The sequence below is a fragment of the Streptomyces sp. NPDC024632 genome (assembly GCF_055559175.1).
Genome location: NZ_JBVHLD010000028.1, coordinates 1 through 21876 on the forward strand (window position 1 = coordinate 1; position 21876 = coordinate 21876).

General features: G+C 71.2%; 26 protein-coding genes, 1 tRNA gene and 1 pseudogene. 8 read left to right on the forward strand and 20 right to left on the reverse strand.

Annotated elements, in window-relative coordinates; translation table 11 throughout:
* Positions 1-383: 383 nt before the first annotated feature.
* The 3 genes from ACZ37P_RS37235 to ACZ37P_RS37245 all read right to left on the reverse strand — a co-directional run bounded on the left by ACZ37P_RS37235 (position 384) and on the right by ACZ37P_RS37245 (position 3329).
* On the reverse strand, positions 384-845 hold the full coding sequence (locus tag ACZ37P_RS37235; RefSeq protein ID WP_391042297.1) for a PPOX class F420-dependent oxidoreductase: 462 nt from the start codon (positions 843-845) through the stop codon (positions 384-386).
* A gap of 273 nt (positions 846-1118) precedes the next feature.
* Positions 1119-2756, reverse strand: coding sequence for an MDR family MFS transporter (locus ACZ37P_RS37240; protein ID WP_467350924.1), 1638 nt, complete (start codon positions 2754-2756; stop codon positions 1119-1121).
* Between the two features lie 90 nt (positions 2757-2846).
* Positions 2847-3329 (reverse strand): MarR family winged helix-turn-helix transcriptional regulator, encoded by a 483-nt coding sequence (locus ACZ37P_RS37245; RefSeq protein ID WP_355336535.1) that lies wholly within the window; start codon positions 3327-3329, stop codon positions 2847-2849.
* A 263-nt stretch (positions 3330-3592) separates the two neighbouring features.
* Between ACZ37P_RS37245 and ACZ37P_RS37250 the strand changes: the two genes are divergently transcribed.
* Entirely contained in the window at positions 3593-3778 is a 186-nt protein-coding gene (locus ACZ37P_RS37250) for a hypothetical protein (RefSeq protein ID WP_355336534.1), read from the forward strand.
* A 200-nt stretch (positions 3779-3978) separates the two neighbouring features.
* Here the strand turns inward: ACZ37P_RS37250 and ACZ37P_RS37255 are convergent, their stop codons facing one another.
* The 6 genes from ACZ37P_RS37255 to ACZ37P_RS37280 form a co-directional block, all read right to left on the reverse strand.
* On the reverse strand, positions 3979-4800 hold the full coding sequence (locus ACZ37P_RS37255; RefSeq protein ID WP_467350894.1) for a hypothetical protein: 822 nt from the start codon (positions 4798-4800) through the stop codon (positions 3979-3981).
* Between the two features lie 53 nt (positions 4801-4853).
* Positions 4854-5696: an RNA polymerase sigma factor SigF gene (locus ACZ37P_RS37260; protein WP_093712083.1), complete on the reverse strand. Its 843-nt coding sequence runs from the start codon at positions 5694-5696 to the stop codon at positions 4854-4856.
* A gap of 167 nt (positions 5697-5863) precedes the next feature.
* Entirely contained in the window at positions 5864-6685 is an 822-nt protein-coding gene (locus ACZ37P_RS37265; protein ID WP_391042301.1) for an RNA polymerase sigma factor SigF, read from the reverse strand.
* A gap of 256 nt (positions 6686-6941) precedes the next feature.
* The gene (locus tag ACZ37P_RS37270; RefSeq protein WP_355336532.1) at positions 6942-7235 is read right to left on the reverse strand and encodes a Dabb family protein; all 294 of its coding nucleotides are present in this window, start codon (positions 7233-7235) and stop codon (positions 6942-6944) included.
* Between the two features lie 83 nt (positions 7236-7318).
* Positions 7319-7483: a hypothetical protein gene (locus ACZ37P_RS37275; RefSeq protein WP_188284483.1), complete on the reverse strand. Its 165-nt coding sequence runs from the start codon at positions 7481-7483 to the stop codon at positions 7319-7321.
* 252 nt (positions 7484-7735) lie between these two features.
* Positions 7736-9745: a phospholipase C gene (locus ACZ37P_RS37280; protein WP_467350897.1), complete on the reverse strand. Its 2010-nt coding sequence runs from the start codon at positions 9743-9745 to the stop codon at positions 7736-7738.
* 267 nt (positions 9746-10012) lie between these two features.
* Here ACZ37P_RS37280 and ACZ37P_RS37285 point away from each other — a divergent pair, with 267 nt between their 5' ends.
* Positions 10013-11152 (forward strand): Fic family protein, encoded by a 1140-nt coding sequence (locus ACZ37P_RS37285; RefSeq protein WP_355336530.1) that lies wholly within the window; start codon positions 10013-10015, stop codon positions 11150-11152.
* Here the strand turns inward: ACZ37P_RS37285 and ACZ37P_RS37290 are convergent.
* From ACZ37P_RS37290 to ACZ37P_RS37305, 4 genes and pseudogenes are all read right to left on the reverse strand, one after another.
* Positions 11127-11735, reverse strand: a complete 609-nt coding sequence (locus ACZ37P_RS37290; protein ID WP_401718204.1) for a histone deacetylase — start codon at positions 11733-11735, stop codon at positions 11127-11129. The two genes, ACZ37P_RS37285 and ACZ37P_RS37290, sit on opposite strands and share 26 nt — an antisense overlap.
* 3 nt (positions 11736-11738) lie before the next feature.
* Positions 11739-11969 (reverse strand): hypothetical protein, encoded by a 231-nt coding sequence (locus tag ACZ37P_RS37295; protein ID WP_401851117.1) that lies wholly within the window; start codon positions 11967-11969, stop codon positions 11739-11741.
* A 157-nt stretch (positions 11970-12126) separates the two neighbouring features.
* Positions 12127-12456, reverse strand: a complete 330-nt coding sequence (locus ACZ37P_RS37300; protein ID WP_467350900.1) for a hypothetical protein — start codon at positions 12454-12456, stop codon at positions 12127-12129.
* A 29-nt stretch (positions 12457-12485) separates the two neighbouring features.
* A pseudogene (locus ACZ37P_RS37305) lies at positions 12486-12896 on the reverse strand (transposase); the annotation flags it as partial.
* Positions 12897-13164: 268 nt separating this feature from the next.
* Between ACZ37P_RS37305 and ACZ37P_RS37310 the strand changes: the two are divergent.
* Positions 13165-13770 carry a Uma2 family endonuclease gene (locus ACZ37P_RS37310; RefSeq protein WP_391042308.1) on the forward strand — a complete coding sequence of 202 codons (606 nt, stop codon included), beginning with the start codon at positions 13165-13167 and terminating at the stop codon, positions 13768-13770.
* 93 nt (positions 13771-13863) lie between these two features.
* On the opposite strand, the gene ACZ37P_RS37315 is transcribed toward ACZ37P_RS37310, so the two are convergent.
* From ACZ37P_RS37315 to ACZ37P_RS37330, 4 genes are all read right to left on the reverse strand, one after another.
* Positions 13864-13953: transfer RNA gene (locus ACZ37P_RS37315), tRNA-Ser, on the reverse strand.
* Between the two features lie 31 nt (positions 13954-13984).
* A complete protein-coding gene (locus ACZ37P_RS37320) occupies positions 13985-14419 on the reverse strand; it encodes a nucleoside deaminase (RefSeq protein WP_355336525.1) in 435 nt (144 codons plus the stop codon).
* Between the two features lie 32 nt (positions 14420-14451).
* Positions 14452-14991, reverse strand: coding sequence for a tRNA adenosine deaminase-associated protein (locus tag ACZ37P_RS37325; RefSeq protein ID WP_355336524.1), 540 nt, complete (start codon positions 14989-14991; stop codon positions 14452-14454).
* Between the two features lie 271 nt (positions 14992-15262).
* Positions 15263-15571: a hypothetical protein gene (locus tag ACZ37P_RS37330; RefSeq protein WP_467350925.1), complete on the reverse strand. Its 309-nt coding sequence runs from the start codon at positions 15569-15571 to the stop codon at positions 15263-15265.
* Positions 15572-15785: 214 nt separating this feature from the next.
* On the opposite strand from ACZ37P_RS37330, the gene upp reads away from it, so the two are divergent.
* Complete coding sequence (gene upp / locus ACZ37P_RS37335; RefSeq protein ID WP_355336522.1) at positions 15786-16421, forward strand: uracil phosphoribosyltransferase; 636 nt, start codon at positions 15786-15788, stop codon at positions 16419-16421.
* 126 nt (positions 16422-16547) lie between these two features.
* On the opposite strand, the gene ACZ37P_RS37340 is transcribed toward upp, so the two are convergent.
* Positions 16548-17267, reverse strand: a complete 720-nt coding sequence (locus ACZ37P_RS37340; protein WP_391042312.1) for a LytR C-terminal domain-containing protein — start codon at positions 17265-17267, stop codon at positions 16548-16550.
* A gap of 21 nt (positions 17268-17288) precedes the next feature.
* Entirely contained in the window at positions 17289-17585 is a 297-nt protein-coding gene (locus tag ACZ37P_RS37345) for a type II toxin-antitoxin system VapB family antitoxin (protein ID WP_188284476.1), read from the reverse strand.
* A 97-nt stretch (positions 17586-17682) separates the two neighbouring features.
* On the opposite strand from ACZ37P_RS37345, the gene ACZ37P_RS37350 reads away from it, so the two are divergent.
* Positions 17683-19410 (forward strand): helicase HerA-like domain-containing protein, encoded by a 1728-nt coding sequence (locus ACZ37P_RS37350; RefSeq protein WP_467350904.1) that lies wholly within the window; start codon positions 17683-17685, stop codon positions 19408-19410.
* Between the two features lie 30 nt (positions 19411-19440).
* Here the strand turns inward: ACZ37P_RS37350 and ACZ37P_RS37355 are convergent, their stop codons facing one another.
* Positions 19441-19962: a GNAT family N-acetyltransferase gene (locus ACZ37P_RS37355; RefSeq protein ID WP_355336519.1), complete on the reverse strand. Its 522-nt coding sequence runs from the start codon at positions 19960-19962 to the stop codon at positions 19441-19443.
* A gap of 216 nt (positions 19963-20178) precedes the next feature.
* On the opposite strand from ACZ37P_RS37355, the gene ACZ37P_RS37360 reads away from it, so the two are divergent.
* Genes ACZ37P_RS37360 through ACZ37P_RS37370 form a run of 3 tightly spaced genes read left to right on the forward strand, consistent with a single transcriptional unit; the run spans position 20179 to position 21868 of the window.
* Positions 20179-20754, forward strand: coding sequence for a DUF5994 family protein (locus ACZ37P_RS37360; RefSeq protein WP_355336518.1), 576 nt, complete (start codon positions 20179-20181; stop codon positions 20752-20754).
* Positions 20754-21437, forward strand: coding sequence for a hypothetical protein (locus ACZ37P_RS37365; protein ID WP_467350907.1), 684 nt, complete (start codon positions 20754-20756; stop codon positions 21435-21437). The genes ACZ37P_RS37360 and ACZ37P_RS37365 overlap by 1 nt, the downstream gene beginning before the upstream one ends.
* Positions 21434-21868 (forward strand): DUF5994 family protein, encoded by a 435-nt coding sequence (locus ACZ37P_RS37370; protein WP_355336516.1) that lies wholly within the window; start codon positions 21434-21436, stop codon positions 21866-21868. Before ACZ37P_RS37365 ends, ACZ37P_RS37370 begins: the two co-directional genes overlap by 4 nt.
* Positions 21869-21876: the final 8 nt, after the last annotated feature.

Sequence of the window (21876 nt, forward strand, 5' to 3'; positions counted from 1 at the left end):
CCCCGAACGACCCAGAAGATGGGTGCCGAAACCCCCCCCCAACCCCCACCCCCCCCCCCCCCCTCCCCCCCTCCCCCCCCCCCCCCCACACCCCCCCCCCCCCCCCCCCCCCCCCCCCCCCCCCGGCGCATTCCTTTACGGCTTCGCAATCCCCCCCATGTTTAGCTGAACCCGGCGCGACGGTTGCGACGGCCACGACGTACCCCCACGCACGCCGTACGCCCCACGCACGCCGTACGCGGCACGCGTGCCGTGCGGCCTGCGCCGGGAGAGCATCGCGGCCGACGTGGTGCACGGCGACCCGACCGCCGCCCTGAGCGGCTGAGGGCAACGACCGCTCGGGGCGCGGGAGTCGAAACCCCCGACGGGACGGGGAGTGCGCGCTACGCCAGCCGGGCCGGGAAGCCGCCGGTGGCGATGGGGCCCCACCGCTCCGGGGTGACGCGGATCAGGGACTTGCCCTGCCGCACCATCGCGGAGCGGTACTCGTCCCAGTCGGGGTGCTCGCCCGAGATGTTGCGGAAGTACTCGACCAGCGGCTCGACGGACTCGGGGCTGTCGATGACCTCGGCGGTGCCGTCGACCTGCACCCAGGGGCCGTTCCACTCGTCGGAGAGGATCACGACCGAGGCGCGCGGATCGCGGCGGGCGTTGCGCGTCTTGGCCCGCTCGGGGTAGGTCGACACGACGATCCGGCCGGAGTCGTCGACCCCGCAGGTGAGCGGGGACGCCTGCGGGCGGCCGTCGGAACGGGTGGTGAGCAGGATCGCGCGGTGCCGCGGGCGCACGAACTCCAGCAGCTCATCCAGCGTGACGGACGTATTCGTGGCGATGTTGGGAGCCATGCCAGCACCCTACGTCGGGCACCTGCGGATGCGGCCGCAGGCGCCTGCGGCCTTACGCCGAAACGGCGTCCGACGAGAGGGGGCGGGCCGCCGTGCCGTGACATCGGCTCCGGCGGCACGCCCTCCGTGCTGGGTCCCGGTGGACGGCCTCGGCCGTCCCCTGCTCCGGCCGTCCTCCGGGACCCGGTCCCGTCCGCCGCCCTGGACCTCTCCGCTGTGGGAACAGGACAGTCGGCCGGGAGTTCCTGCGGGCCGGGTGACCGGCCCTCCCGGTTACCGGGTCTGGTCGCCCGACCGGTCCCGGACGGCTTCCGCCTCGGGCGTACCCGTCTGGGTGGCGGCGATGTCCGCCGCGCCGGTCTCGGCCGCCGCCAGCTCCGCGACGGCGACTTCCGCCGCCCGGCCCGTACCCGCCTCAGCCTGCTGCAAACCGCTGCGGGTGCGCAGGGCGGTCTCCTTGACGAAGATCACCAGCAGGAAGGAGAGCAGGGCGAAGGGCGCGGCGTACAGGAAGACGTCGCCGATGCCGTGGCCGTACGCGCTCTCCACGATCCCCCTGACAGGGGCGGGCAGTTGCTCGACGTCCGGGATGCCGCCGCCGGTCCCGGCGCCGGTGATGTGGTGGTCGGCGAGGCCCGTGGTGACGAAGTGCGTGACGCGGTTGCCGAGCACCGCGCCGAGCGCGGTGACGCCGACCGCGCCGCCCAGCGAGCGGAAGAAGGTGACCAGGGAACTGGCCGAGCCGAGGTCCGCGACGGAGACCTGGTTCTGCACGGCGAGCACCAGATTCTGCATCATCATGCCGACGCCGAGGCCCAACAGGGCCATGTAGACGGCGACTTCCCAGTACGGGGTGTCGTTGCGGATCAGGCCGAGGGTCGCGGAGCCCGCGGTGAGCAGGACCGCGCCGGAGACCAGGAACGCCTTCCAGCGGCCGGTGCGTGTGATGATCTGGCCGGAGACGGTCGAGGCGATGAACAGGCCGCCGATCAGCGGGATCGTCATGATGCCGGACATCGTCGGGGTCTTGCCGCGGGCGAGCTGGAAGTACTGGCTCAGGAAGACCGTGCCGGCGAACATCGCGATACCGACGAAGAGGCTCGCGATCGAGGTGAGGGTGATCGTCTTGTTGCGGAACAGCCGCAGCGGGACGATCGGTTCGGCCGCACGGGTCTCGGTGTAGACGAACAGCGCGCCGAGCACGAGGGACAGCGGCACCATCACGTAGCTCTGCCAGGACACCCACGCGTAGCTCTCACCGGCGAGCGAGATCCACACCATGAGCAGCGAGACGGCCGCGGTGATCAGGAAGGCGCCGGTCCAGTCGATCCGCACCTTCCGCTTGACCACCGGCAGGTGCAGCGTCTTCTGGAGCACGACCAGCGCGGCGACGGCGAACGGCACACCGACGTAGAAGCACCAGCGCCAGCCGAGCGTGGAGTCGACGATGACACCGCCGATCAGCGGGCCGCCGACGGTCGCGATGGCGAAGGTCGCGCCGAGGTAGCCGCTGTAACGGCCGCGCTCCCGGGGCGAGATCATCGCGGCCATGATCACCTGCGACAGCGCGGACAGACCGCCCGCGCCGACGCCCTGGACCAGGCGGCAGGCGATCAGCATGCCGGGGTTGGTGGAGAAGCCGGCCACGATCGAGCCGACCACGTAGATCACCAGCGAGAGCTGGATCAGCAGCTTCTTGCTGAACAGGTCGGAGAGCTTGCCCCAGATCGGGGTGGTCGCGGTGACCGCGAGAAGCGAGGCGGTGACCACCCAGGTGTACGCGCTCTGCCCGCCGCCGATGTCGGCGAGTATGCGGGGCAGGGCGTTGGAGACGATCGTGGACGACAGGATCGCCACGAACAGGCCGAGCAGCAGCCCGGACAGCGCCTCCATGATCTGCCGGTGCGACATGGGCGCGGATTCCTGGCCGCCGTGGCCCGGTTCCGGTGCCTGCCCGTCCCGCTTGCCGGCCTGGGTTGTTGTTGCCATCTTCAGTCCTCTTCAGCCCGTCTGGGCGCGCGATATGTGGTGGGCGCCGCCGCGCGAGGCGGCGGAGCGGCAGTCGCCGAAGCTGTCACGCAGCCGGGCGAGCAGTTCGGAGAGCCGGGCCACGTCGGCGTCCGGCCAGTCGGCCAGATGGTCGGCGACCACGGCGGCGGCCCGGTCGGACGAGGACCGCAGTGTCCGCGTGCCGTGTTCGGTGAGCCGCAGCAGCCGTGAGCGGCGGTCCAGCGGGTCGGGGGCCCGGTCGATCCAGCCGCGCTCGACGCCGAAGGCGACATGACGGCTCGTCACGGACATGTCGACGTCGAGGAGTTCGGCGAGCCTGCTCATCCGCAGCTCGCCGTGGCGGTCGAGGGCGCCGAGCACCATGACCGCCGTGAGCGGGGTCTCGGGCGGCAGCCCCCGGGCGATCTCGCGGCTGACGACGAAGGTGGTGCGGAGCTGGTGTGCGAGTTCCACGCACTGCTCGCGGTCCGCCATGCGACGGTCACCTGTCCTTCCGCTGCGGGAGCTGCCTGTGAGTCCGCTGTGATCTTTGGTTGCCTGAAGCAACTGTAAAGTAGTTGGTTGTGCCAGACAAATTCTTTGCCCGGAATCGCGGCAAAGATTCAGCAAAGGAAACGCCTGTATCCGCCCAAGAGGTACGTGTCCGGGTTGCCTGAACGGCTCGGGCCGGAGGCCGTGTGGCCGCCGGGCGGGCCGGGGGTGCGGGCCCTTCCGTCGAGACGCTAGGGTCAGGCGGCATGTCGAACCCTGAGAACAACTACGACCCGGCCGGCAACACCCAGATGTTCCGTGCCTTCGTCGACGAGCAGCCGCCCGCCGCCGAGGTGCAGCGGGCGCAGGGCCGCAGCAAGGTCGGCCTGGTGATCGGTGTGATCGTGGCGGTGGCCGTGGTCATCGGAGTGGTCGCGCTCGCGATGCGCTGACCGCCCGGCCTGCCCGTCCCTACGCAGCAGGATGTGCCAACGGGGGCATATCGCCACGGATGTCCGTGGACAGGTCGGCAGGCAGGTCGGTGGGCAGGTCCGTGGACGGGTCTTGACGGGTCCGTTGTCGGGGCTGTCACGGGGTCCACGGGCGGATCGGGGGACAGGCCGGGACCCGGGTCGGCGCCAGGAGGCGCCGGTCAGGACAGCGTGACGTCCCTGGTCTCGATGTGCATGCCCAGCGGCACCCGCCAGGCGTCCACGCACAGGTCCCAGGAGGCGGTGCGCGACGCCCCGCCCGCCAGCGGCACCGGCACGGGCTTCGCCGTCTCCACGGTCGCCCAGTCGATGCCGAGCCCGCCGATGATGTGGGTGCCGAAGGTGACCGTGCCCGCCGTCACCGGCAGACCCCCGGCGTTGGTGAAGGTGACGGCGACCTTCTCGCACCAGCGGTCCGCGTCCGCCGTACGCGTGGGCGCGCTCACGGTGAGCCGCGCGGCCGTCGGCGGCGCCGTCGTGGCCCTGCCGGACCCGCCGCCCGAGCCCGTACCGCCCGGTCCCGTACCCCCTGAACTCGTACCCCCTGAACCCGTGCCGCCGCCCGTAGCCGAGCCCGGTCCCGTACCGGAGTCCGTGCCGCCGCCCGCTTGGGCCGTCGAGCCGCTGGCCGGTCCGCCGGGGGTCGTGGGGGTCCCGTGGGGCGAGGAGGGTGTCCGGGGCGCTCCGGAGGAGGGTGTACGCGGCCCCGTGCCGGTGTCCGTGCCCGAGGGCGTACGGGACGGCTTCGCGGCGCCGGGGGCCGGGCCGTCGAGCGGGACCAGGACCACGTCGCCGTCCGGGGGGGCGTCGTGGGGAGCGCTCGGGGAGGGGCCGACGCCGCCGATCGCGACATGGCCGGTGGTGCCGCCGCCCGCGCAGCCGGTGGCCATGACGAGCAGGCCCAGCGCGGCGAGCGCCGGAGCCGTGGTGCGCAGCAGTGCTTGGGTCTTCCTCAACGCGACGTACGAGACCAACGCGACCATCACGTCAGTTTACTGACGGGGTGTCAGGTCGTCACCACCCCGTCAGTGCCACCTCATGCCTCTGCGGTGAGGCCGTCACGGAGCTGTGCGAGGGTGCGGGTGAGCAGCCGGGAGACGTGCATCTGGGAGATGCCGACCTCCTCGCCGATCTGCGACTGCGTCATGTTCGCGAAGAACCGCAGCATGATGATCTGCCGTTCGCGCGGCGGCAGTTGGGCCAGCAGCGGCTTGAGCGACTCGCGGTACTCGACGCCTTCGAGCGCGGTGTCCTCGTAGCCGAGGCGGTCCGCGAGGGTGCCCTCGCCGCCGTCGTCCTCGGGCGGCGGGGAGTCCAGCGAGCTGGCGGTGTACGCGTTGCCCACCGCGAGGCCGTCGACGACGTCCTCCTCCGACACCCCGAGGCAGACCGCCAGTTCGGCGACCGTCGGCGACCTGTCCAGCTTCTGGGAGAGGTCGTCGCTGGCCTTGGTGAGCGCCAGCCGCAGTTCCTGGAGGCGGCGCGGGACCCGGACCGACCAGGAGGTGTCGCGGAAGAATCGCTTCACCTCACCGACGATCGTCGGCATCGCGAAGGTCGGGAACTCCACCCCGCGCTCGCAGTCGAAGCGGTCGATCGCCTTGATCAGGCCGATCGTGCCGACCTGGACGATGTCCTCCATCGGCTCGTTCCGACTGCGGAAGCGAGCGGCTGCGTACCGCACGAGTGGCAGATTCAGCTCGATGAGCGTGTCACGTACATAGGTGCGTTCCGGGCTGTCCACCGGCAGTTCCGCGAGGCGCAGGAACAGCGATCGGGACAGCGTGCGGGTGTCGATGGCCTCGCCGTGAAGAGCATCGTGCGGTGCGGTCGCCGTGTCGGGCTTGAGCACCTTGGGACTGCCCACCTGTACGGACATGCCACCCCCTTGAGGTCGCGGACGGGTGTCGCGAGCGACGGTTGTTCCTCCACTGGAATACCGGAGGCCGGCTCGCGACAAACGCGGTACCCGCAGAATGTCACATGTCGGCAACACGCTGTAGCGCCATGTCGACATATCCGTGCAGGTGACTTAATCCTCTTCAGCTACGCTTCGAGCTGGTTTGCGGACCTCAGCCGCGCGAAGCTCCGGGACAGCAGACGGGACACGTGCATCTGCGAAACCCCCAGTTCCGCACTGATCTGGGACTGCGTCAGGTTGCCGAAGTAGCGGAGCAACAGGATGCGCCGCTCCCGCTCGGGAAGCTGGACCAGAAGATGGCGGACGAGGTCGCGGTGCTCGACCCCGGACAGCGCCGGGTCCTCGTAGCCGAGCCGGTCGAGCAGCCCCGGCGCCCCGTCGCCCTCCTGCGCCGCCTCCAGTGAGGTCGCGTGGTAGGCGCGGCCCGCCTCCAGGCACGCCAGCACCTCCTCCTCGGCGAGCTTGAGCCGCTCGGCGATCTCGGCCGTCGTCGGCGACCTGCCGTGCAGCACGGTCAGGTCCTCGATCGCGCCGCTCACCTGGACCCACAGCTCGTGCAGGCGGCGCGGCACGTGCACGGTCCGCACGTTGTCCCTGAAGTAACGTTTGATCTCGCCGACGACGGTCGGCATCGCGAAGGTCGGGAACTGCACGCCGCGCTCCGGGTCGAACCGGTCGATTGCGTTGATCAGGCCGATCGTGCCGACCTGGACCACGTCCTCCATCGGTTCGTTGCGGCTCCTGAAGCGGGCCGCCGCGTAGCGCACCAGCGGCAGATTCACCTCGATCAGCGCGGCCCGCACCCGTGCGTGCTCGGGGGTGCCGGGCTCCAGCTTGGTGATCTGCTCGAAGAGCACCTGGGTGAGCGCTCTCGCGTCCGCCGCGTTGGCACTGGGCGTACGGGTTCTGCCTCGGGGATACGTTGTTGACGCCGTATGGGCCGACACCGGCACACCACACCCCTTATCGGTCCACTCATCCGGCAAAAGCGGTCATAGCATCACAATTCATGTCCGCTTTGTGCAAGCACCGCATATTGCCGTGTTGTACGAACCGGCGGCCCGGAAGTCCCCCGTCCGGCGGTGTGAATCCGGAGCGAAGGGTGCGCGGAGGTGGCGCGCGAGGGGGCTCAAAGGGCGCAAAAACGCCCCCCGCCGGTCGGCGGGGGGCGCGTGAACGCTCGTCGTGCGCTCGGCCGGGAGGTCAGATCTCCAGGTCCGCGATCACCCAGGTGGCGAACTCCGACCAGAGCGCGACGGCCGCCCGGTGCTCCGGGTGTTCGAGATACGCCGTCAGCGCCGCCGCGTCCGCGACGGTGGAATTGATGGCGAAGTCGTAGGCGATCGGGCGGTCCGTGATGTTCCAGCCGCACTCCCAGGAGAGCGTTTCCGGCACCTTCTCGCCGAGCTCGGCGAAGGCCCGCGCGCCCGCCTGGACACGCGGTTCGTCCTGCCGCACGCCCTCGTTGAGCCTGAACAGGACCAGATGCCGGATCATGGGACTCCCTCGCCGCCGGCATGCCGCCGCGTGCCGCTGGGTACTGGTGGTGCGCCGCCGGAGCGGCCGGGACGGCCCGCCGGTCAGTTGGCCAGGTCGTGCATGAACTTCCCGATGCTCTTCGCGGCGTTCGATATGCCCTGGAAGCCTACCTGGACGAGATCAGCGGCTCGGGCCGGCTGATTGATGATCGTGTAGAGGATGAAGATCACCAGTACGTACATGGTGATCTTCTTCGCCTGCGCCATGCGCCTTTGCCCTCCCCAGCCCGCAGCCCGCACCGACGGTCACAAGTGTGCAATCACGGAAGTCTATCCATCAGATGGCGTAATCAGACGGCCTGTTGTCCCAATCATCCTCTTAGAAGATGAAGGTCGGGCTCGGGTTCGTGGCAGGTCCGGAGCGTGGGATCGGCCTGTCGGCACCGCTTGCCGCCGCTTGCCGCGGCTTACCGCCCCTTGACCTCGCTTTGCCGTCGCTTTGTTTCCGCCCGCCCGCTGTCACGTCCTGCGGCGCCGGAGCAGCAGCAGCCATGTGCCGCCGGCCGCCGCCAGCAGCACCACCAGGGCGGACCCGCCGGCGATCTCCGTGCCGGTCAGCCGGGCACCCGGCCCCGAGGCGGCGGGCGCGCCCGTATCCGGTCCCGCCGTCGTGGCGTCCGCGGCCGACGCCGCGCCCCTGCTCGTACCGCTGCTCGTACCCGTGGTCGTACCGCTGCTGGTACCGCTACTGGTACCCGTGGTCGTACCGCTCGCCGTACCGCCCGACGCGCCTTCCGGGAGCGGGGTCCTGCGGCCGGGCGCCACTCGTACCGGCACGGTCTTCGCGACCGAGCCGTCCGCGTTCAGCAGCACCGCGCGCTGCTGGGGCCGGGCGAAGTCGAACATCGGGTCGAGCGGGTGCGCGGTCGCGTCGAAGGAGCCGTCGCCGATCCGGCCCGTACCCCAGTTGTCCTCGATGAAGCGCAGGACGGACGACTGGGTGGTCAGCGCGTGCTCGACGTGATCGCGCCGGGTGTAAGGGGACACGACCAGCAGCGGCAGCCGGGGTCCCGGACCGCAGCGGTCGAGGTAGCCGCCTGCCGCGGGCGGGCCGTCGGCGCACATCGCGGTGTCCGCGCCCGCGTCGGTGGAGCCGTTGGTGATCGCGGCGGCGACCTGGTCGTACCAGCCGTCGGAGTCGTCGTACGCCACGATCACCGCCGTGCTCGCCCACTGCGGCGACCGCTGGACCGCGTTGATCTCGCGGACCAGGAAGTGCTGCTCGTCCAGCGGGTCGGAGTAGCCCGCGTGCCCGTCCTGGTACTCGGCCGCCTTCAGGAACGACACCGCGGGCAGATTCCCGGCCGCGAGCGCCGTGTCGAAGTCGGTCAGGTCGTACTGGTGGTTGGCCCGGTCCTGGCGGCCGATCATCGCGGCGGACGTCGGCGGCAGGTGGTGCGGATTCGCCGTCGACTCGTAGTACTGGAACGGCTCGTGGTGCGGCGAGTAGTCCACCGACGCGTTGCCGCCGACATTGGCGTGGGTCGCGCCGCAGACCGCCGTGCCGCCCGGCGAGGACGTCGGCGCGAAGCCGCCCTGGAACCAGCCCCAGGTCACGCCCTTGTCGTTGAGCAGGTCCCCGACGTTGCGGCCGCGCATCGCGGTGAGCTGGCCGCTCGCGGTGTGGTTGTTGTCCGAGCAGTCGTCGTACGCCGGGTCCGGGTCGGTGACGACCGTGCCGACCCCGGTCGTCGGGTCGGGGCTGCGTACGGTCGTGGACCGCTCCACCGGGACCTGCTCGCCGGTCTTCGGGTCGATCGAGACGCCGCCGTGCGTCTGCCCGGAGACCAGGCCGAGCGCGCCGGGAGTGGACGGGCCGAAGACGTCGCCGAAGCTGTTGTCGCCCAGCGTGTAGTTCTGGGCGTAGTTCCACAGCGCGGTGACGGTGTTCCCGTCGAAGTAGTCCATCGTCAGGCCCGGACTCCCGTACAGCCCCGAGCACTTGTCGCTGCTCGTGTGCTGCACGAATTGGTCCATCGCGCCGCCGTCGTACGCCTGCTGCTCGGGCGTGTAGCTGTGGTTCTGGTCGCAGGTGAGCGCCTGTGACGGGCTCAGGCGGCGCGGCTGGTACTGGTTCGGGTTGTGCGTCAGCAGCCGGGAGCCGTCGCTGAGCAGATTCACCGGGGCCGGGGTGCCGGGGGCGGCCGTGAAGCGCGTGCCGTCGGTGTTCGCGGCCTGCGGATACGTACCGAAGTAGTGGTCGAAGGAGACGTTCTCGTCGAAGATGACCACGACGTGTTTGACCGGCGTGGCCGTCGCGGCCTCGGGTCCCGGAGCGCCGGACGCCCCCGGCGCCACGGCCAGCACGGCGGCGGCGGTCAGGGCCGTCGCGGCCAGCGCGATCCGCCCCCGGTGGGCGTGTCCGCGGTGCGCGTACCCCTGGTGTACGTACCCCTGGTGTGCGTGTCCCTGGTGTACGTGTCCGCGCCGGACCCGCCCTCGGCTCCTCGTCCGCTCAGCCAGGTCCATGCTCCCGATCCCACCTTCGCTCTCGTGCCGCCCACACCAGACATATCAGGACACACCGACCGGCGCGCCGTCTTCGTCGATCCGCCCTTCGGTGAACGCGACCCCGACTCCGTACGAACGTACGGAGTCCGCCCCCCAAGGGGAACGCCCCCGCCCGCCCCGGCCGCCCCCCGCGCGACGAGATCAGGCCACCCCGGCCAGCCCCGCGAGGTAGGTCGCGTTGAGGGACGGTTTGACGTATTGACGGGATGATGGTGTCATTGCGTCATGTTGTATGAAACGCCTGGCCTGGACGACGTGGATGAGCGGGTCCTCGGTGAGATCGAGGGGATGCGCGACCGGCTCCGGCTCCACCTGCGGACGCCGCGCCGTTGGGAGGGGCAGCTCCGCCGCAATCTGACAGCGCGGGCGATCGCCGGCTCGAACACGATCGAGGGATACGCGGCGAGCGTCGCCGATGTCGAAGACATCATGCTCGGCGAGGCGCCGATCGAGGCCGACCAGACGGTCTCCGCCGAGATCGAGGGCTACCGGCAGGCCATGACGTACATCCAGCGACTGACGGACGCCGGGCCGGACTTCGCCTACGGCAAGGGTCTGCTCAACGGTCTGCACTTCATGATGCAAGGCCACCACCTGCTCAAACGTCCGGGCTGGTGGAGGTCCGGTGCGGTGTACGTGACCTCACCCGAGGACCCGACCATCGCGGCCTACACCGCGCCTGACGCCGACTCGGTGCCGGATCTCATCGCGGAACTGGTCGTCTGGCTCAACGAGGGCGACCTGGAAGCGCCCGCTCTGGTGCGAGCCGCGATGGCGCACCTCAATCTCGTCGCGATCCACCCCTGGGCGGACGGAAACGGCCGGATGTCCCGCGCGCTCCAGACCTTGGTCCTGGCGCGGGAAGGGATCGTCGCGCCGGAGTTCTCCAGTATTGAGGAGTGGCTGGGCCGGGCCCGCAACACCTATCGCTACTACGACGTACTGGCGGAGGTCGGCGGCCCGGTCTGGACGCCGGACCGGGACACCCGCGCCTGGGTCCGGTTCTGCCTGCGCGCCCACCATCAACAGGCCCAGGCCGTACAGCGGCAGGTCGAGACCACCCGCACGGTGTGGTCCGCGCTTGAGGAGGCCGTCGAGCGACAAGGGCTGCCCGAGCGCACGCTGTACGCCCTGTACCCGGCCCTGATGGGAAACCGGGTCCGGCGGGCGACGTACCAGGCGGACGCGGAGTTGAGCGAGCAGCAGGCCCAACGTGACATCCGTGAACTCGTCAGGGCGGGATGGCTGTCGGCCCACGGTGAAGCGCAGGGGCGCTACTACGCACAGGGCCCCGGGGTGCCGGAGGAGATCGTTCGCGGAGTACGTGATCCGCGACCGCTCATCGAGCCGTACTCCGCGACGTGAGGCCCGCGAGGTAGGTCGTGATCGCTTCGGGGGGCCAGGTGTGGGCTTCGCGGAGGCCCGCGGCGAGGTGGGCGAGGTAGGCGGGGGACGGGGGGACCGGCCGGGCGTCGGGGGCGTGCCAGGGGGCGGTGAAGGTGAGGAGGGGGTGGGTTTCGAGGTCGCCGAGGTGGAGGAGGGTTTCGTAGCGGCCAGGGCCGAGGCGGTCGCGGCCCTCGGCGAGGACCCGGGTGAGGTCGAGGTCGTGGCCGGGGGCGGCGTACATCTCCTGGGCGGCGATGTCCGAGAACTGACCGAGGGTCAGGAGGTGGGCGCGGGCCCAGGCGCGGCCGGGGGCCAGCGGGTCGTAGAAGGCGCGTCCGCCGTGCCAGACCGGCGACCAGGTGGCGAAGTACACCGTCCCCGGCAGCTCGATCCCCACCGAGCGCTCCGGCATCCGCGGGTCGCGGCAACCGGGATACGTACGCCCGCCGCCGTCCGCGGTGTCCTGGGCCGTGCCGCCCGTCAGGTAGCAACGCAGGCGCGCCAGCGACATGTTGGAGCCGTACGACACGTACCAGACCAGGCGCTCCGAGGTGGCGGGCATCGGTTACGGGCGGGGGGTCGTCGGTTCCGTCGCGGGCAGGCCGCGCGGGAGGACGTCGGGGAAGAGGCCGAACCTCGGTTCGCCGTCGCCGGGTTCGAGGGCCTGGGGATTGCGCCGGTGCGGGCGCGAGGCGCGGGCCGCGTCACCCGGCACCGCGAGGAATTCGTCGTGCGTCGACCCCGCCGGCCACCGCGGCGCGCCTTCGCCGGTCGTGGCGTTCACGGGGGAGGGCATGGCTCCGATTCTACCGGGGAGCGGGCCGGGTTTATTGAGTAACCGCTGGTCACTGAAGAGGTGAGGCTCGGGAGCAGTGATGTCCCAGCTTCCTACTGCTGTTGTCGATGACTCCGTTCGCGGAAACGGGTTCCGACTCAATCGCCGCGCGCGGAGCTCAGCAGTGGTCCTCGACGTAGAGCATGCGGTGTCCCGGCTCGGCGCGGAACTCGTGAGCCAGGTAGCGGCCGGTCGACCATGTTCCGCCGGGGCCCATGTACTCGTCTTTGATCCGGTCCCAGAGCAGGGGACGTTCGGCCGCCGTCGTGAGCCGGGGGCTCATACCGCCCATGTCTCCCCAGAGGACAAGTGTGGTGGCGTCCTTGACCAGCCGACGGACGATGCGCAGGTCAAGCCGCTTGCGATGAAGAATCCAGCTCGTCCCTTCGTCGTCAAGGAGGGGCAGGGGTCCGCTCAGACTGTCGGGGCTGGCGGAAAAAGACTGCATACGTCGATTCTTCCATGCGCCTTCACCGCGGCGACGTCGGCGAAGGCCGCCAAGGCGTCTGGGGAGTCGAACCTGTCCAGGCTGCCACCGACGGCGGCGAGGAACTCGGCTCCGAGAGTCGTGCCGATGCCCGGGACGCTCAGCACGATGTCAGCGAGCTCGTGCTCGCGAAACCGGTCCTCGATGAGCTTGTCCAGCTCGACAACATGCTCGTTGAGGGCCATCGCCAGCCGAGTGACCCCGGCACGGCGGATCGCATGCGGAGTCTGGCAGCCCGTCAGCAGCCTGAGTGGACCGGTGTTGGCCGTGTCCAGGGCCCTCTCCAGGGCCGGGAACATGGACAGCGGGGTGCCGCGCAGGCGGTTGACCACGCGGGTGAGGACCTCCTGGCCGTGGCTGACCAGCAGCGCCAGCAGCAGCGCGGGCTCACCGCTGGTCACCCCTGGGCGACCCAACCCTACGAATGGCTCGATCAACCCGATCAAGAAGGTAGAGCCGTTTGGGGGGGCGACAGGCGCGCGGCGCGGCTTGGGAGCCATGCGCTCATGGATCGTTGTTCTTCGGCCGGTCCCGGAACGCCGCAGGCCGGGGCAAGTCCGCCTTGGCGATGGCCGCGGTGGCATGCAGACTCGCAGGAGCAACCGCGTCAGTCGGTTGCAGGCGCTTCACTGGCTCGGGTGCCGGTTGAACCCACCGTACGGAGGAGTCGTGACCGAAGCAGCGGACCCGCAGGTCTACGCACGTATGCGGAAGATCGCGGAGGAGCTCTGGCCGCTGGCGGACCGCATGCAAGGTGCCTGGGCGATCGAGATCGGAGCTGCCGGGGTCGTCGTGATGATGAGCCCGGTCAACCGCCACGAGGCCATCGCCACCCGCGTCGTCCGCCAGTTGAACGCTCAGCTCCCGGCCACGCATCCGGACCGTGACATCGTCGCCCAGTCAGGTGCCGAAGTGGAGCACCCGGCGGTGGGGCGGATGCGCCGACCGGACGCCGTCGTCCTCCCGCTCGACATCCTGGAAGAGCCGAAACCGACAGTCGACCCCGCTGACCTGCTCGCGGTGGTCGAGGTGGTCTCCGAGTCCAACCCGGACAACGACTACGTCGAGAAGGCCGCCGACTACCCCGCGATGGGCATCCCGCTCTACCTGCTCATCGACCCTCGCAAGGGTCTCGTCTTCACCTACGCCGACCCCGCCCCCGGCTCCAGCGGCCCGCACTACTCCACCGTGCTCCCCTACGTCTTCGGCGACCAGGTCCCCTTCGGCCCCTGGACCATCGACACCAGCGACTTCAAGCGCTACGACGACGAGTAACGGCCACGAAGGGTTCCCCGGCGAACGGCCCTCCGACGAACACGTTGAGGGGCCCGACCGCAGTGCGGTCGGGCCCCTCAACTTCGCTGTTCATGGCGGTAGCGGTGGGATTTGAACCCACGGAGGAGTTGCCCCCTCACACGCTTTCGAGGCGTGCTCCTTAGGCCGCTCGGACACGCTACCGAGAGAGATCCTAGCCCACGCGGGGGGGTGGTCAGAAATCGGTTGTACGGAAGAAGCGGGTGAGGAGGGCGGCGGAGGGGGTGGGGAGGACATCGGGGATGACTTCGGGGCGGTGGTTGAGGCGGCGGTCGCGGACCACGTCCCAGAGGGAACCGGCGGCGCCCGCCTTGTCGTCGGCGGCGCCGTAGACGACGCGGTCGAGCCGGGAGAGGACGATCGCGCCCGCGCACATGGTGCACGGTTCGAGGGTGACCGCGAGGGTGCAGCCGGTCAGGCGCCAGCCGCCGACGGAGGCGGCGGCGCGGCGGATGGCCAGGACCTCGGCGTGGGCGGTCGGATCGCCGGTGGCCTCGCGCTCGTTGCGGGCACGGGACAGCACCGTGCCGTCGGGGGCCAGCACGACCGCGCCCACCGGTACGTCACCGGTGAGCGGGGCCTGTGCCGCCTCTTCAAGGGCCAGCCGCATCGCGGCGACCCAGGGGTCCTTCAGAGGGTCTGTCAGCGGACCGCCTCCAGCACGTCCCCGCACCCCAGCGCGTCGGCGATCTCGCCGAGCGCCTCACCGGTCAGCGCGCCGTCACCGCTGAGCGCCAGCAGTTCCCTGGTGCTCATGCCGAGATCCGTGAGGATGTCGGTTTCGCCGAGCGGACCGGTCGGCACATGGTCTTCCGAGGGGCCCGCCACGGCGTCCTCGGTCTCGTCGTCCTCGCCGTCCTCGGTGCCGTCGAGGTCCACGAGTTCGTCCAGGTCCTCGGGGTCGCGGCCCAGCACTTCGTCGGTGAGCAGGATCTCCCCGTACGAACTGCGGGCGGCGGCAGCCGCGTCGGACACATAGATCCTGGGATCCTCTTCACCGTCCACACGGATGACGCCGAACCAGGCGTCCTCCTGTTCGATGAAGACCAGAACCGTTTCCTCCTCGTCGCCGGCCGCGCGGGCCAGATCGCTCAGATCGGCGAGGGTTTCCACATCGTCGAGATCGGGTTCGCTCGCTTGCCAACCGTCCTCGGTGCGCGCGAGCAGTGCGGCGAAGTACACCGTGACTCTCCCACAGGGTCTCAGGCCGTCCGGACCGGATGGGGGCCGCTTTCGACTTCCGTTGGCCCCACCCACTCGGCATCGTGGCAGAAACCGGGGCGTTGCGAAGGGTCTTCTGCACCGCGACGTGCCAGGTCTTCGTCACTTCTCTGGAAAGTCCGGCCATCGGGGGCCCGGAACGGTCACCCGTACGGTACTGATCCGTCACGCTGTGTACGCGGCGCGTACCCGGCGTATACGTGATCCGTACCCGGTCACCCGCGCGGCGCGGTCACCAACGGAAGGTGCGCATCCGCATTTGCTGACGGAGCCGGGCGACCCGGGCGCGTCGCGGCTGGACCCGCTCGCGCAGCTCCTTTGCCTCGTTCAGCTCCCGCAGGAACAGCGCGCGCTTGCGGCGCCGCTCGATGTCCGTGTCGCGGGCGGGGGAACGGCCGGGAGACCGGTCCGCGGACCGGTCAGCGGATCGGTCGGCAGTACGGTCCGCGGATCGGTCCTCAGATCGGTCCGCAGCGTCGGCGGGGGCGCCGTCGGTGGCGCGATCCGGAGTGCGGTCGGTGCGATCCGCGTCACGGTCGATGGCTCGGTCGGTTGCTCGCTCGGCTGCTCGGTCGGGCTCCGGCATCTCGGGCACCATCCCTGGGGCTCGCTTCACCCGGAAGGCACACCGGGCGTATCTGGCCAGTTTCCCTCGTTCGCGCCGTTTACCCCACGCCAGGCGCAGAAGGTGCGCGGAGCCGGGCTGCTCATCGCACTGGCGACGCACCCCCCACCCGGCGGATACAGTCATATTCATGCGTCTCCATGTTGTCGACCACCCGCTGGTCGCGCACAAGCTCACCACCCTGCGCGACGAGCGCACCGACTCGCCGACGTTCCGGCGGCTCGCCGACGAGCTGGTCACCCTGCTCGCCTACGAGGCCACCCGCGACGTGCGGACCGAGCAGGTCGACATCCGCACCCCGGTCGGCCCGACCACCGGGGTCAGGCTCTCCTACCCGCGCCCCCTGGTGGTGCCGATCCTGCGCGCCGGGCTCGGCATGCTCGACGGCATGGTGCGGCTGCTGCCCACCGCCGAAGTCGGCTTCCTCGGCATGGTCCGCGACGAGGAGACGCTGGAGGCGGCGACGTACGCCACCCGTATGCCGGAGGACCTGTCGGGACGGCAGGTGTACGTGGTCGACCCGATGCTGGCGACCGGCGGCACCCTGGTGGCGGCGATCGACCTGCTGATCGACCGCGGCGCCGACGACGTCACCGCGCTGTGCCTGCTGGCCGCGCCCGAGGGCGTCGAGTCGATGGAGCGCGCCCTGGCGGGCAAGCCGGTCACCGTGGTCACGGCCGCGGTCGACGAGCGGCTGAACGAGCGCGGCTACATCGTGCCCGGCCTCGGCGACGCGGGCGACCGGATGTACGGCACGGTGAGCTGACAATCGGCCCGGCCCGACCCGGCGTGTCGCGGACGCCCCGGAAGGGCTGAACGGTCCGGACAAGCGCCACCCGCGCCAAGCCACCCGCGCAAGCGCCACCCGCCAAGGCGCCACCCGCCGCGGCGGCTAGTGCTTCGCCGGCGCGCCCGCCTTCGTCGTGGCCCCCGTCTTGCCGGGGGCGCCCCCCGACGCGCTCGGGCTCGGCGTCACGCACACCGGCTTCGGCGGCGGCGGGTTCGCCGCCACGATCCGGGCCTTCGCCACGTCGGTCGGACCGGAAAGCGCCGTGAAGGCCGTGCCGATCATCACATCGACGGTCTTGTCGGTCCGCTTGGGGTCGATCTTCACGGTCGAGCCCGCCACCTGGGTGCCCGCCGTGCGGGCCGCCGCCTCGCCCGCGGGCCCGGCGACGATCAGCGCGGACTCGCCGACCTTCTTGTCGTACGGGTCGGGCGCGTTGCCGAATTTGTTGACCTTGAAGCCGCGCTTGGCCAGCTCGTCGGCCGTGGTCTTGGCCAGACCGCCCTTGGCGGTGGCGTTGAAGACGTTCAGCGTGACGCCCGCGGGCTGCGGCAGCGGGGCCGGTTTACCCGTGGGGGCGGTGGGGGCCACGGTGACGCAGGGGCGGTTCTGCGGTGCCGCGTTCGCCTTCGTGTCGCCGTTGTCGTCCCCGCGGAAGACATGGACGAGTTGCAGCGCCCCGTAACCGAAGAGGCCGAGCACGACGACCGAGGCGAGCACGGCGGTGACGACACGGCCGCGGCGGCGCGGGCGGCGCATCCTCGGGTACTGCTTGCCGGTGACCCGGTACTTCCCGCCCATACCGGAGGGGGTCAGCATGCTCATGAGCGCAGCGTAAGCGGATTGTCAGTCCATCTCCAGGACCCGGGCGTGGAGCACCTGGCGCTGCTGGAGCGCGGCGCGTACCGCCCGGTGGAGTCCGTCCTCGAGATAGAGGTCGCCCCGCCATTTCACAACATGGGCGAAGAGGTCGCCGTAAAAGGTGGAATCCTCGGCGAGAAGTGTCTCCAGGTCGAGCTGTCCCTTGGTGGTCACCAACTGGTCCAGCCGCACGGGACGTGGGGCGACGTCGGCCCACTCGCGCGTACTCACCCGGCCGTGGTCCGGGTACGGCCGCCCGTTTCCGATGCGCTTGAAGATCACACGGAAAGCCTACCGGCCCGGCTTGTCCGGGCGCAGCACCGCTGCCGGGGTGCGATGGTGGCAAAAGCCTCATCGTCGTATGAATCGGGAGCATGTGATGACCGATCCCCAGCCGAATAGTTCCGCCGGTGAGGCCGTCACGGGTGATGCGGCCGTGACACCGGGGTCGACTCCCGCACCGTCCGGGCCGACAGCCCCACCGTCCGGGACGACTCCCGCGCCGTCCGGGCCGACAGCCCCACTGTCCGGGCCATCAGCCCCACTGTCCGGGCCGACACTGCCGTCCCCCGCCGCCGACATCGCCCGCGGCTACGCCTTCACCGGCCCCGCGCTGGACCTCGGCGCGCTGCTCTGGGAGGGCGAGTGCCACCCCGACGCGCCGGTCCGCATCCCGCTCGGCATGCTCAACCGGCACGGCCTGGTGGCGGGCGCCACCGGGACCGGCAAGACCAAGACGCTCCAGCTCGTCGCGGAACAGCTCTCCGCGCAGGGCGTCCCGGTCTTCCTCGCGGACGTGAAAGGCGACATCTCCGGCGTGTCGGCGCCGGGCCAACCGGGTGAGAAGGTCCAGCGGCGGGCGGCGGAAGTCGGCCAGAACTGGACGGCCACCGGCTTCCCGGCCGAGTTCTACGCGCTGGGCGGCCTCGGCCCCGGCATCCCGGTACGGGCGACCGTCACCGCCTTCGGCCCCGTCCTGATGTCCAAGGTGCTCGGCCTGAACACCACGCAGGAGCAGTCGCTCGGCCTGATCTTCCACTACGCCGACACCAAGGGCCTCGAGCTGTACGACCTCAAGGACCTGCGGGCGGTCATCGCCTTCCTGACCTCCGACGCGGGCAAGCCGGAGCTGAAGGAGATCGGCGGGATCTCGTCGGCGACGGCCGGGGTGCTGATGCGGACCCTGACGGCCTTCGAGGCGCAGGGCGCCGCCGCGTTCTTCGGCGAGCCGGAATTCGACACGAGCGAGCTGCTGCGTACGGCGTCCGACGGGCGCGGGCTGGTCTCCGTGCTGGAGCTGCCCGCCGTGCAGGACAAGCCGCAGCTCTTCTCGACCTTCCTGATGTGGCTGCTCGCCGACCTCTTCCAGGACCTGCCCGAGGTCGGCGACCTCGACCGGCCGAAACTGGTCTTCTTCTTCGACGAGGCGCACCTGCTCTTCAACGGCGCCTCGAAGGCGTTCCTCGACGCGATCACCCAGACCGTACGGCTGATCCGCTCCAAGGGCGTCGGCGTCTTCTTCGTCACGCAGACGCCCAAGGACGTCCCCGGCGACGTGCTCGCCCAACTCGGCAACCGTGTCCAGCACGCCCTGCGCGCCTTCACGCCCGACGACGCCAAGGCGCTGCGCGCCACCGTCTCCACCTTCCCCAACTCCGCTTACGACCTGGGCGAGTCGCTCACCTCGCTCGGCACCGGCGAGGCCGTCGTCACCGTCCTCAGCGAGAACGGCGCGCCGACGCCGGTGGCCGCCACCCGGCTGCGCGCCCCCGAGTCGCTGATGGGTCCCGTGGACGCGGCCGTGCTCGACTCCGCCGTCAAGTCCTCGCCGCTGTACGGGCGGTACGCCGAGGCGGTCGACCGCGAGTCCGCCTACGAGAAGCTGGCCGCCGCCGAAGCGGCTTCCGCCGCGCGGGCCGAAGCCGCCGAGAGCGCGCCCAAGACCGCCCCGAAGAGCGGCCGTTCCTCCGCCAAGGGCGCCCCCGCCGACGCCGGAATCGTCGAACAGGTCGTCCACAGCGGCGCGTTCAAGTCCCTCGCCCGCTCCATGGGTACGCAGCTCGGCCGCGAGATCAGCCGCTCGCTGTTCGGCGTCCGCAAGCGGTAGCGACGCCAGGGGACATGGCGGCGGCGACGCTCACGGGCGCAGCGGGCGGCTCCATGCCTGGCGGGGGCCGTGGGTGTCGCCGAGGTAGGTCCACTCCCAGGCGCGCAGGGCGTGGACGGCGTCGGCGTCGGGCGCGGTGAGGACGGTGACGAGGGCCGCGTCGCTGCGCAGCAGGAGCTGGTCGAGCAGACCGGTCGCGATGCCCTGCCTGCGGTAGGCGGGCACGACCATCAGCTCGGCGAGCGCGAAGACCTGGCCCGAGGCGGTGAGCTCCTCGATGTCCGTGCCGTCGGGCCCCGCGCCGTCGGTGCCCGCGACCGTGAAGTCCCGCCACCAGCCGTCGGCGCGGTCGAGGACGTAGCCGTACGCGACCCCGGTCAGCCGCCGCTCGCTGGCCACGATCATGTCGAAGCCGGGCCGCTGCGTGGCCTCGGCGAAGCGCCCCAGGAAATCCTCCCGGTCGTGGAATTCCTGGCCCGGCACACCTCGGTACGCCTCGACGTAGACATCCGCGACGGCCTCGCGCTGCTGCTCCGCCTGCCATCTGGACATGCGGCGCGTGAAGACCTCGGCCACGTGTTCCCTCCCCCATCGGCCCCGTGTCCCGGCGGTCCGGAACGGTGACCTTCCATCATCGTCCCAGACACCCCGGACGGAGTAGGGTGAACGGACCGAGGGCATTCCGTACACCGGCACTCAAGTCGGCGTCGTTCGCGGTGAGCGACGGTGCCGGACCCGTTCCAGCGGGCCCGTGGACGGATTTGTTCCATGCTCTCCTCTCAGGATTCCGCACACCCCTCGGCGGTCCGTACGGTCCCGCGGCCCCCTCCCGCGCCCCCCGCGCCGCGGCTCTCGCTGTCGCCCGGCGTCAGCGCCCTGCGGATCGGTTCGGCCGAGCTCGGCCACGGACCGGGGCCGCTGGACGGTGCCTGGTGGCCCAAGTCCCGTGACCTCTCCCTCGAACTGCCGTCCCTGGTCGGCGCGTTGGACCTGTTGTGGGGACGGATCACCCGGGTCACCGTCAACCCCCTGTACTGGCCGACCGTGCCGAAGAAGGTGCCGGTCGCCGGGCACGTGGTGCATGTCGGCTGGTTCGTCGAGGAGCAGGACCCGCACAAGCTGCTGGTGCTCTCGTACCGTACGGGCCGCTGGGATCTGCTGATCGTCCCGCCGCAGACCCCGGCGGCGACGGCGGCCCGGCTGATGGCCGCGGCGGCGGATCCGGCCAATGTCCGTACCGCGAGCGAACTGATGGCCCAGGCCGACCCCGACCGCGGCGCGGACGCCGCATGGGAGGCCGAGGGCGGTCCCGCGGGGCTGGCCCGGCCGGAGCGGGCGGCCTGATGTCCCCGCGCGAGAACGAGTCGGGTGAGCCGCGCGCGGCCGGTGCGGGGACGGGGGCCGATCCGCGCATGGCGGGTACGGCCGGGCCGCCGCGGGGCCGTACCGGGGCCGGGCGCGACGACGCGGGGCGGGACGCGGCGGCGGCCACCGGCTCGGGCTCGGGCTCCGGCTCCGGCTCCGGCTCCGGCGGCGCGGAGCGGGCGCTGCCCGCGCCCGGCTTCGCCGAGGTCAGCATCGTGGCCGCGACCCCGGAGGCGGCCCGCAGGATCGCGCAGGTGCTGCGCTTCCGCTTCGCCGCGACCGAGCAGCCGCCCCCCGGCCGCCCGGTGGTGGACGAGGACGGCGGCACCCGGTTGCGGCTGACCGTGGACACCGTCCACTTCCCCGACGCGGGCCCCTTCCAGCTCCGCCTGGTCGGCGGCGAGGAGCGCGTACGGGACGGCACCGGGACGGCCGAGGTCACCGGCGTGACCGGCGTCACCGAGGCCGCCCAGGACGCGGACGCCACTCAGGACCCGGACGTCAGCCGAGGCACGGACGTCACCGAGGGGACCGCCGCCGACGACGTACCGCCGCCCGTACGTCCGCCGTCGCCGCCCCGCCCGCCGCGGCCCGCCCCGAACACGCGCTTGGCACCACCCACCACCCCGGACGAACCGTCCGGAGACAGGCCGACACCATGACGATCACCACCGCGACCGAGACACCGCCGCCGCTGCCCGCCTGCGCCCTGCCGGTCTGGGACGGGCCGCCCGCCCGGCTGTCCCTGATCCACCCGGGCGGCAGCCCCGTACGGATCGACGGCGCCTGGTGGCCGCGGACCCGTGACGTGACCAAGGAACTGCCGCCGCTGCTCGCCGCGTTGAACGGCCGCTGGGGCCGGATCACCGACATCACCCTCGACGCGGCGAACTGGCTCGACGGGCCCTCCGCCCTGCTGCTCGGCGGCCACACCCTCCGTATCCACCGCTCCACCACCACCGGCCACCGCGACTCGGTGTGCCTGCTCTGCCGGGGCGTCGGCCGCTGCGACCTGCTCGTCGTCCCGCCCGAGACCCCGGAGCGCCAGGCCCGTCAGCTCCTCACCACCTCGACGGTCCCCGTACGCGGCTGACCGGGCCC

Excerpts from the sequence above, each read along its gene's own strand:
- upp (WP_355336522.1), top strand. The coding sequence starts at position 15,786 with ATGCGTCTCCATGTTGTCGACCACCCGCTGGTCGCGCACAAGCTCACC.
- ACZ37P_RS37275 (WP_188284483.1), bottom strand. The coding sequence starts at position 7,483 with ATGGCGCAGGCGAAGAAGATCACCATGTACGTACTGGTGATCTTCATC.
- ACZ37P_RS37290 (WP_401718204.1), bottom strand. The coding sequence starts at position 11,735 with ATGCCCGCCACCTCGGAGCGCCTGGTCTGGTACGTGTCGTACGGCTCC.
- ACZ37P_RS37370 (WP_355336516.1), top strand. The coding sequence starts at position 21,434 with ATGACGATCACCACCGCGACCGAGACACCGCCGCCGCTGCCCGCCTGC.
- ACZ37P_RS37255 (WP_467350894.1), bottom strand. The coding sequence starts at position 4,800 with ATGGTCGCGTTGGTCTCGTACGTCGCGTTGAGGAAGACCCAAGCACTG.
- ACZ37P_RS37270 (WP_355336532.1), bottom strand. The coding sequence starts at position 7,235 with ATGATCCGGCATCTGGTCCTGTTCAGGCTCAACGAGGGCGTGCGGCAG.
- ACZ37P_RS37250 (WP_355336534.1), top strand. The coding sequence starts at position 3,593 with ATGTCGAACCCTGAGAACAACTACGACCCGGCCGGCAACACCCAGATG.
- ACZ37P_RS37355 (WP_355336519.1), bottom strand. The coding sequence starts at position 19,962 with ATGTCCAGATGGCAGGCGGAGCAGCAGCGCGAGGCCGTCGCGGATGTC.
- ACZ37P_RS37340 (WP_391042312.1), bottom strand. The coding sequence starts at position 17,267 with ATGAGCATGCTGACCCCCTCCGGTATGGGCGGGAAGTACCGGGTCACC.
- ACZ37P_RS37285 (WP_355336530.1), top strand. The coding sequence starts at position 10,013 with ATGTTGTATGAAACGCCTGGCCTGGACGACGTGGATGAGCGGGTCCTC.
- ACZ37P_RS37300 (WP_467350900.1), bottom strand. The coding sequence starts at position 12,456 with ATGCAGTCTTTTTCCGCCAGCCCCGACAGTCTGAGCGGACCCCTGCCC.
- ACZ37P_RS37365 (WP_467350907.1), top strand. The coding sequence starts at position 20,754 with ATGTCCCCGCGCGAGAACGAGTCGGGTGAGCCGCGCGCGGCCGGTGCG.
- ACZ37P_RS37295 (WP_401851117.1), bottom strand. The coding sequence starts at position 11,969 with ATGCCCTCCCCCGTGAACGCCACGACCGGCGAAGGCGCGCCGCGGTGG.
- ACZ37P_RS37280 (WP_467350897.1), bottom strand. The coding sequence starts at position 9,745 with ATGGACCTGGCTGAGCGGACGAGGAGCCGAGGGCGGGTCCGGCGCGGA.
- ACZ37P_RS37245 (WP_355336535.1), bottom strand. The coding sequence starts at position 3,329 with ATGGCGGACCGCGAGCAGTGCGTGGAACTCGCACACCAGCTCCGCACC.
- ACZ37P_RS37320 (WP_355336525.1), bottom strand. The coding sequence starts at position 14,419 with ATGCGGCTGGCCCTTGAAGAGGCGGCACAGGCCCCGCTCACCGGTGAC.
- ACZ37P_RS37235 (WP_391042297.1), bottom strand. The coding sequence starts at position 845 with ATGGCTCCCAACATCGCCACGAATACGTCCGTCACGCTGGATGAGCTG.
- ACZ37P_RS37350 (WP_467350904.1), top strand. The coding sequence starts at position 17,683 with ATGACCGATCCCCAGCCGAATAGTTCCGCCGGTGAGGCCGTCACGGGT.
- ACZ37P_RS37260 (WP_093712083.1), bottom strand. The coding sequence starts at position 5,696 with ATGTCCGTACAGGTGGGCAGTCCCAAGGTGCTCAAGCCCGACACGGCG.
- ACZ37P_RS37360 (WP_355336518.1), top strand. The coding sequence starts at position 20,179 with ATGCTCTCCTCTCAGGATTCCGCACACCCCTCGGCGGTCCGTACGGTC.
- ACZ37P_RS37240 (WP_467350924.1), bottom strand. The coding sequence starts at position 2,756 with ATGTCGCACCGGCAGATCATGGAGGCGCTGTCCGGGCTGCTGCTCGGC.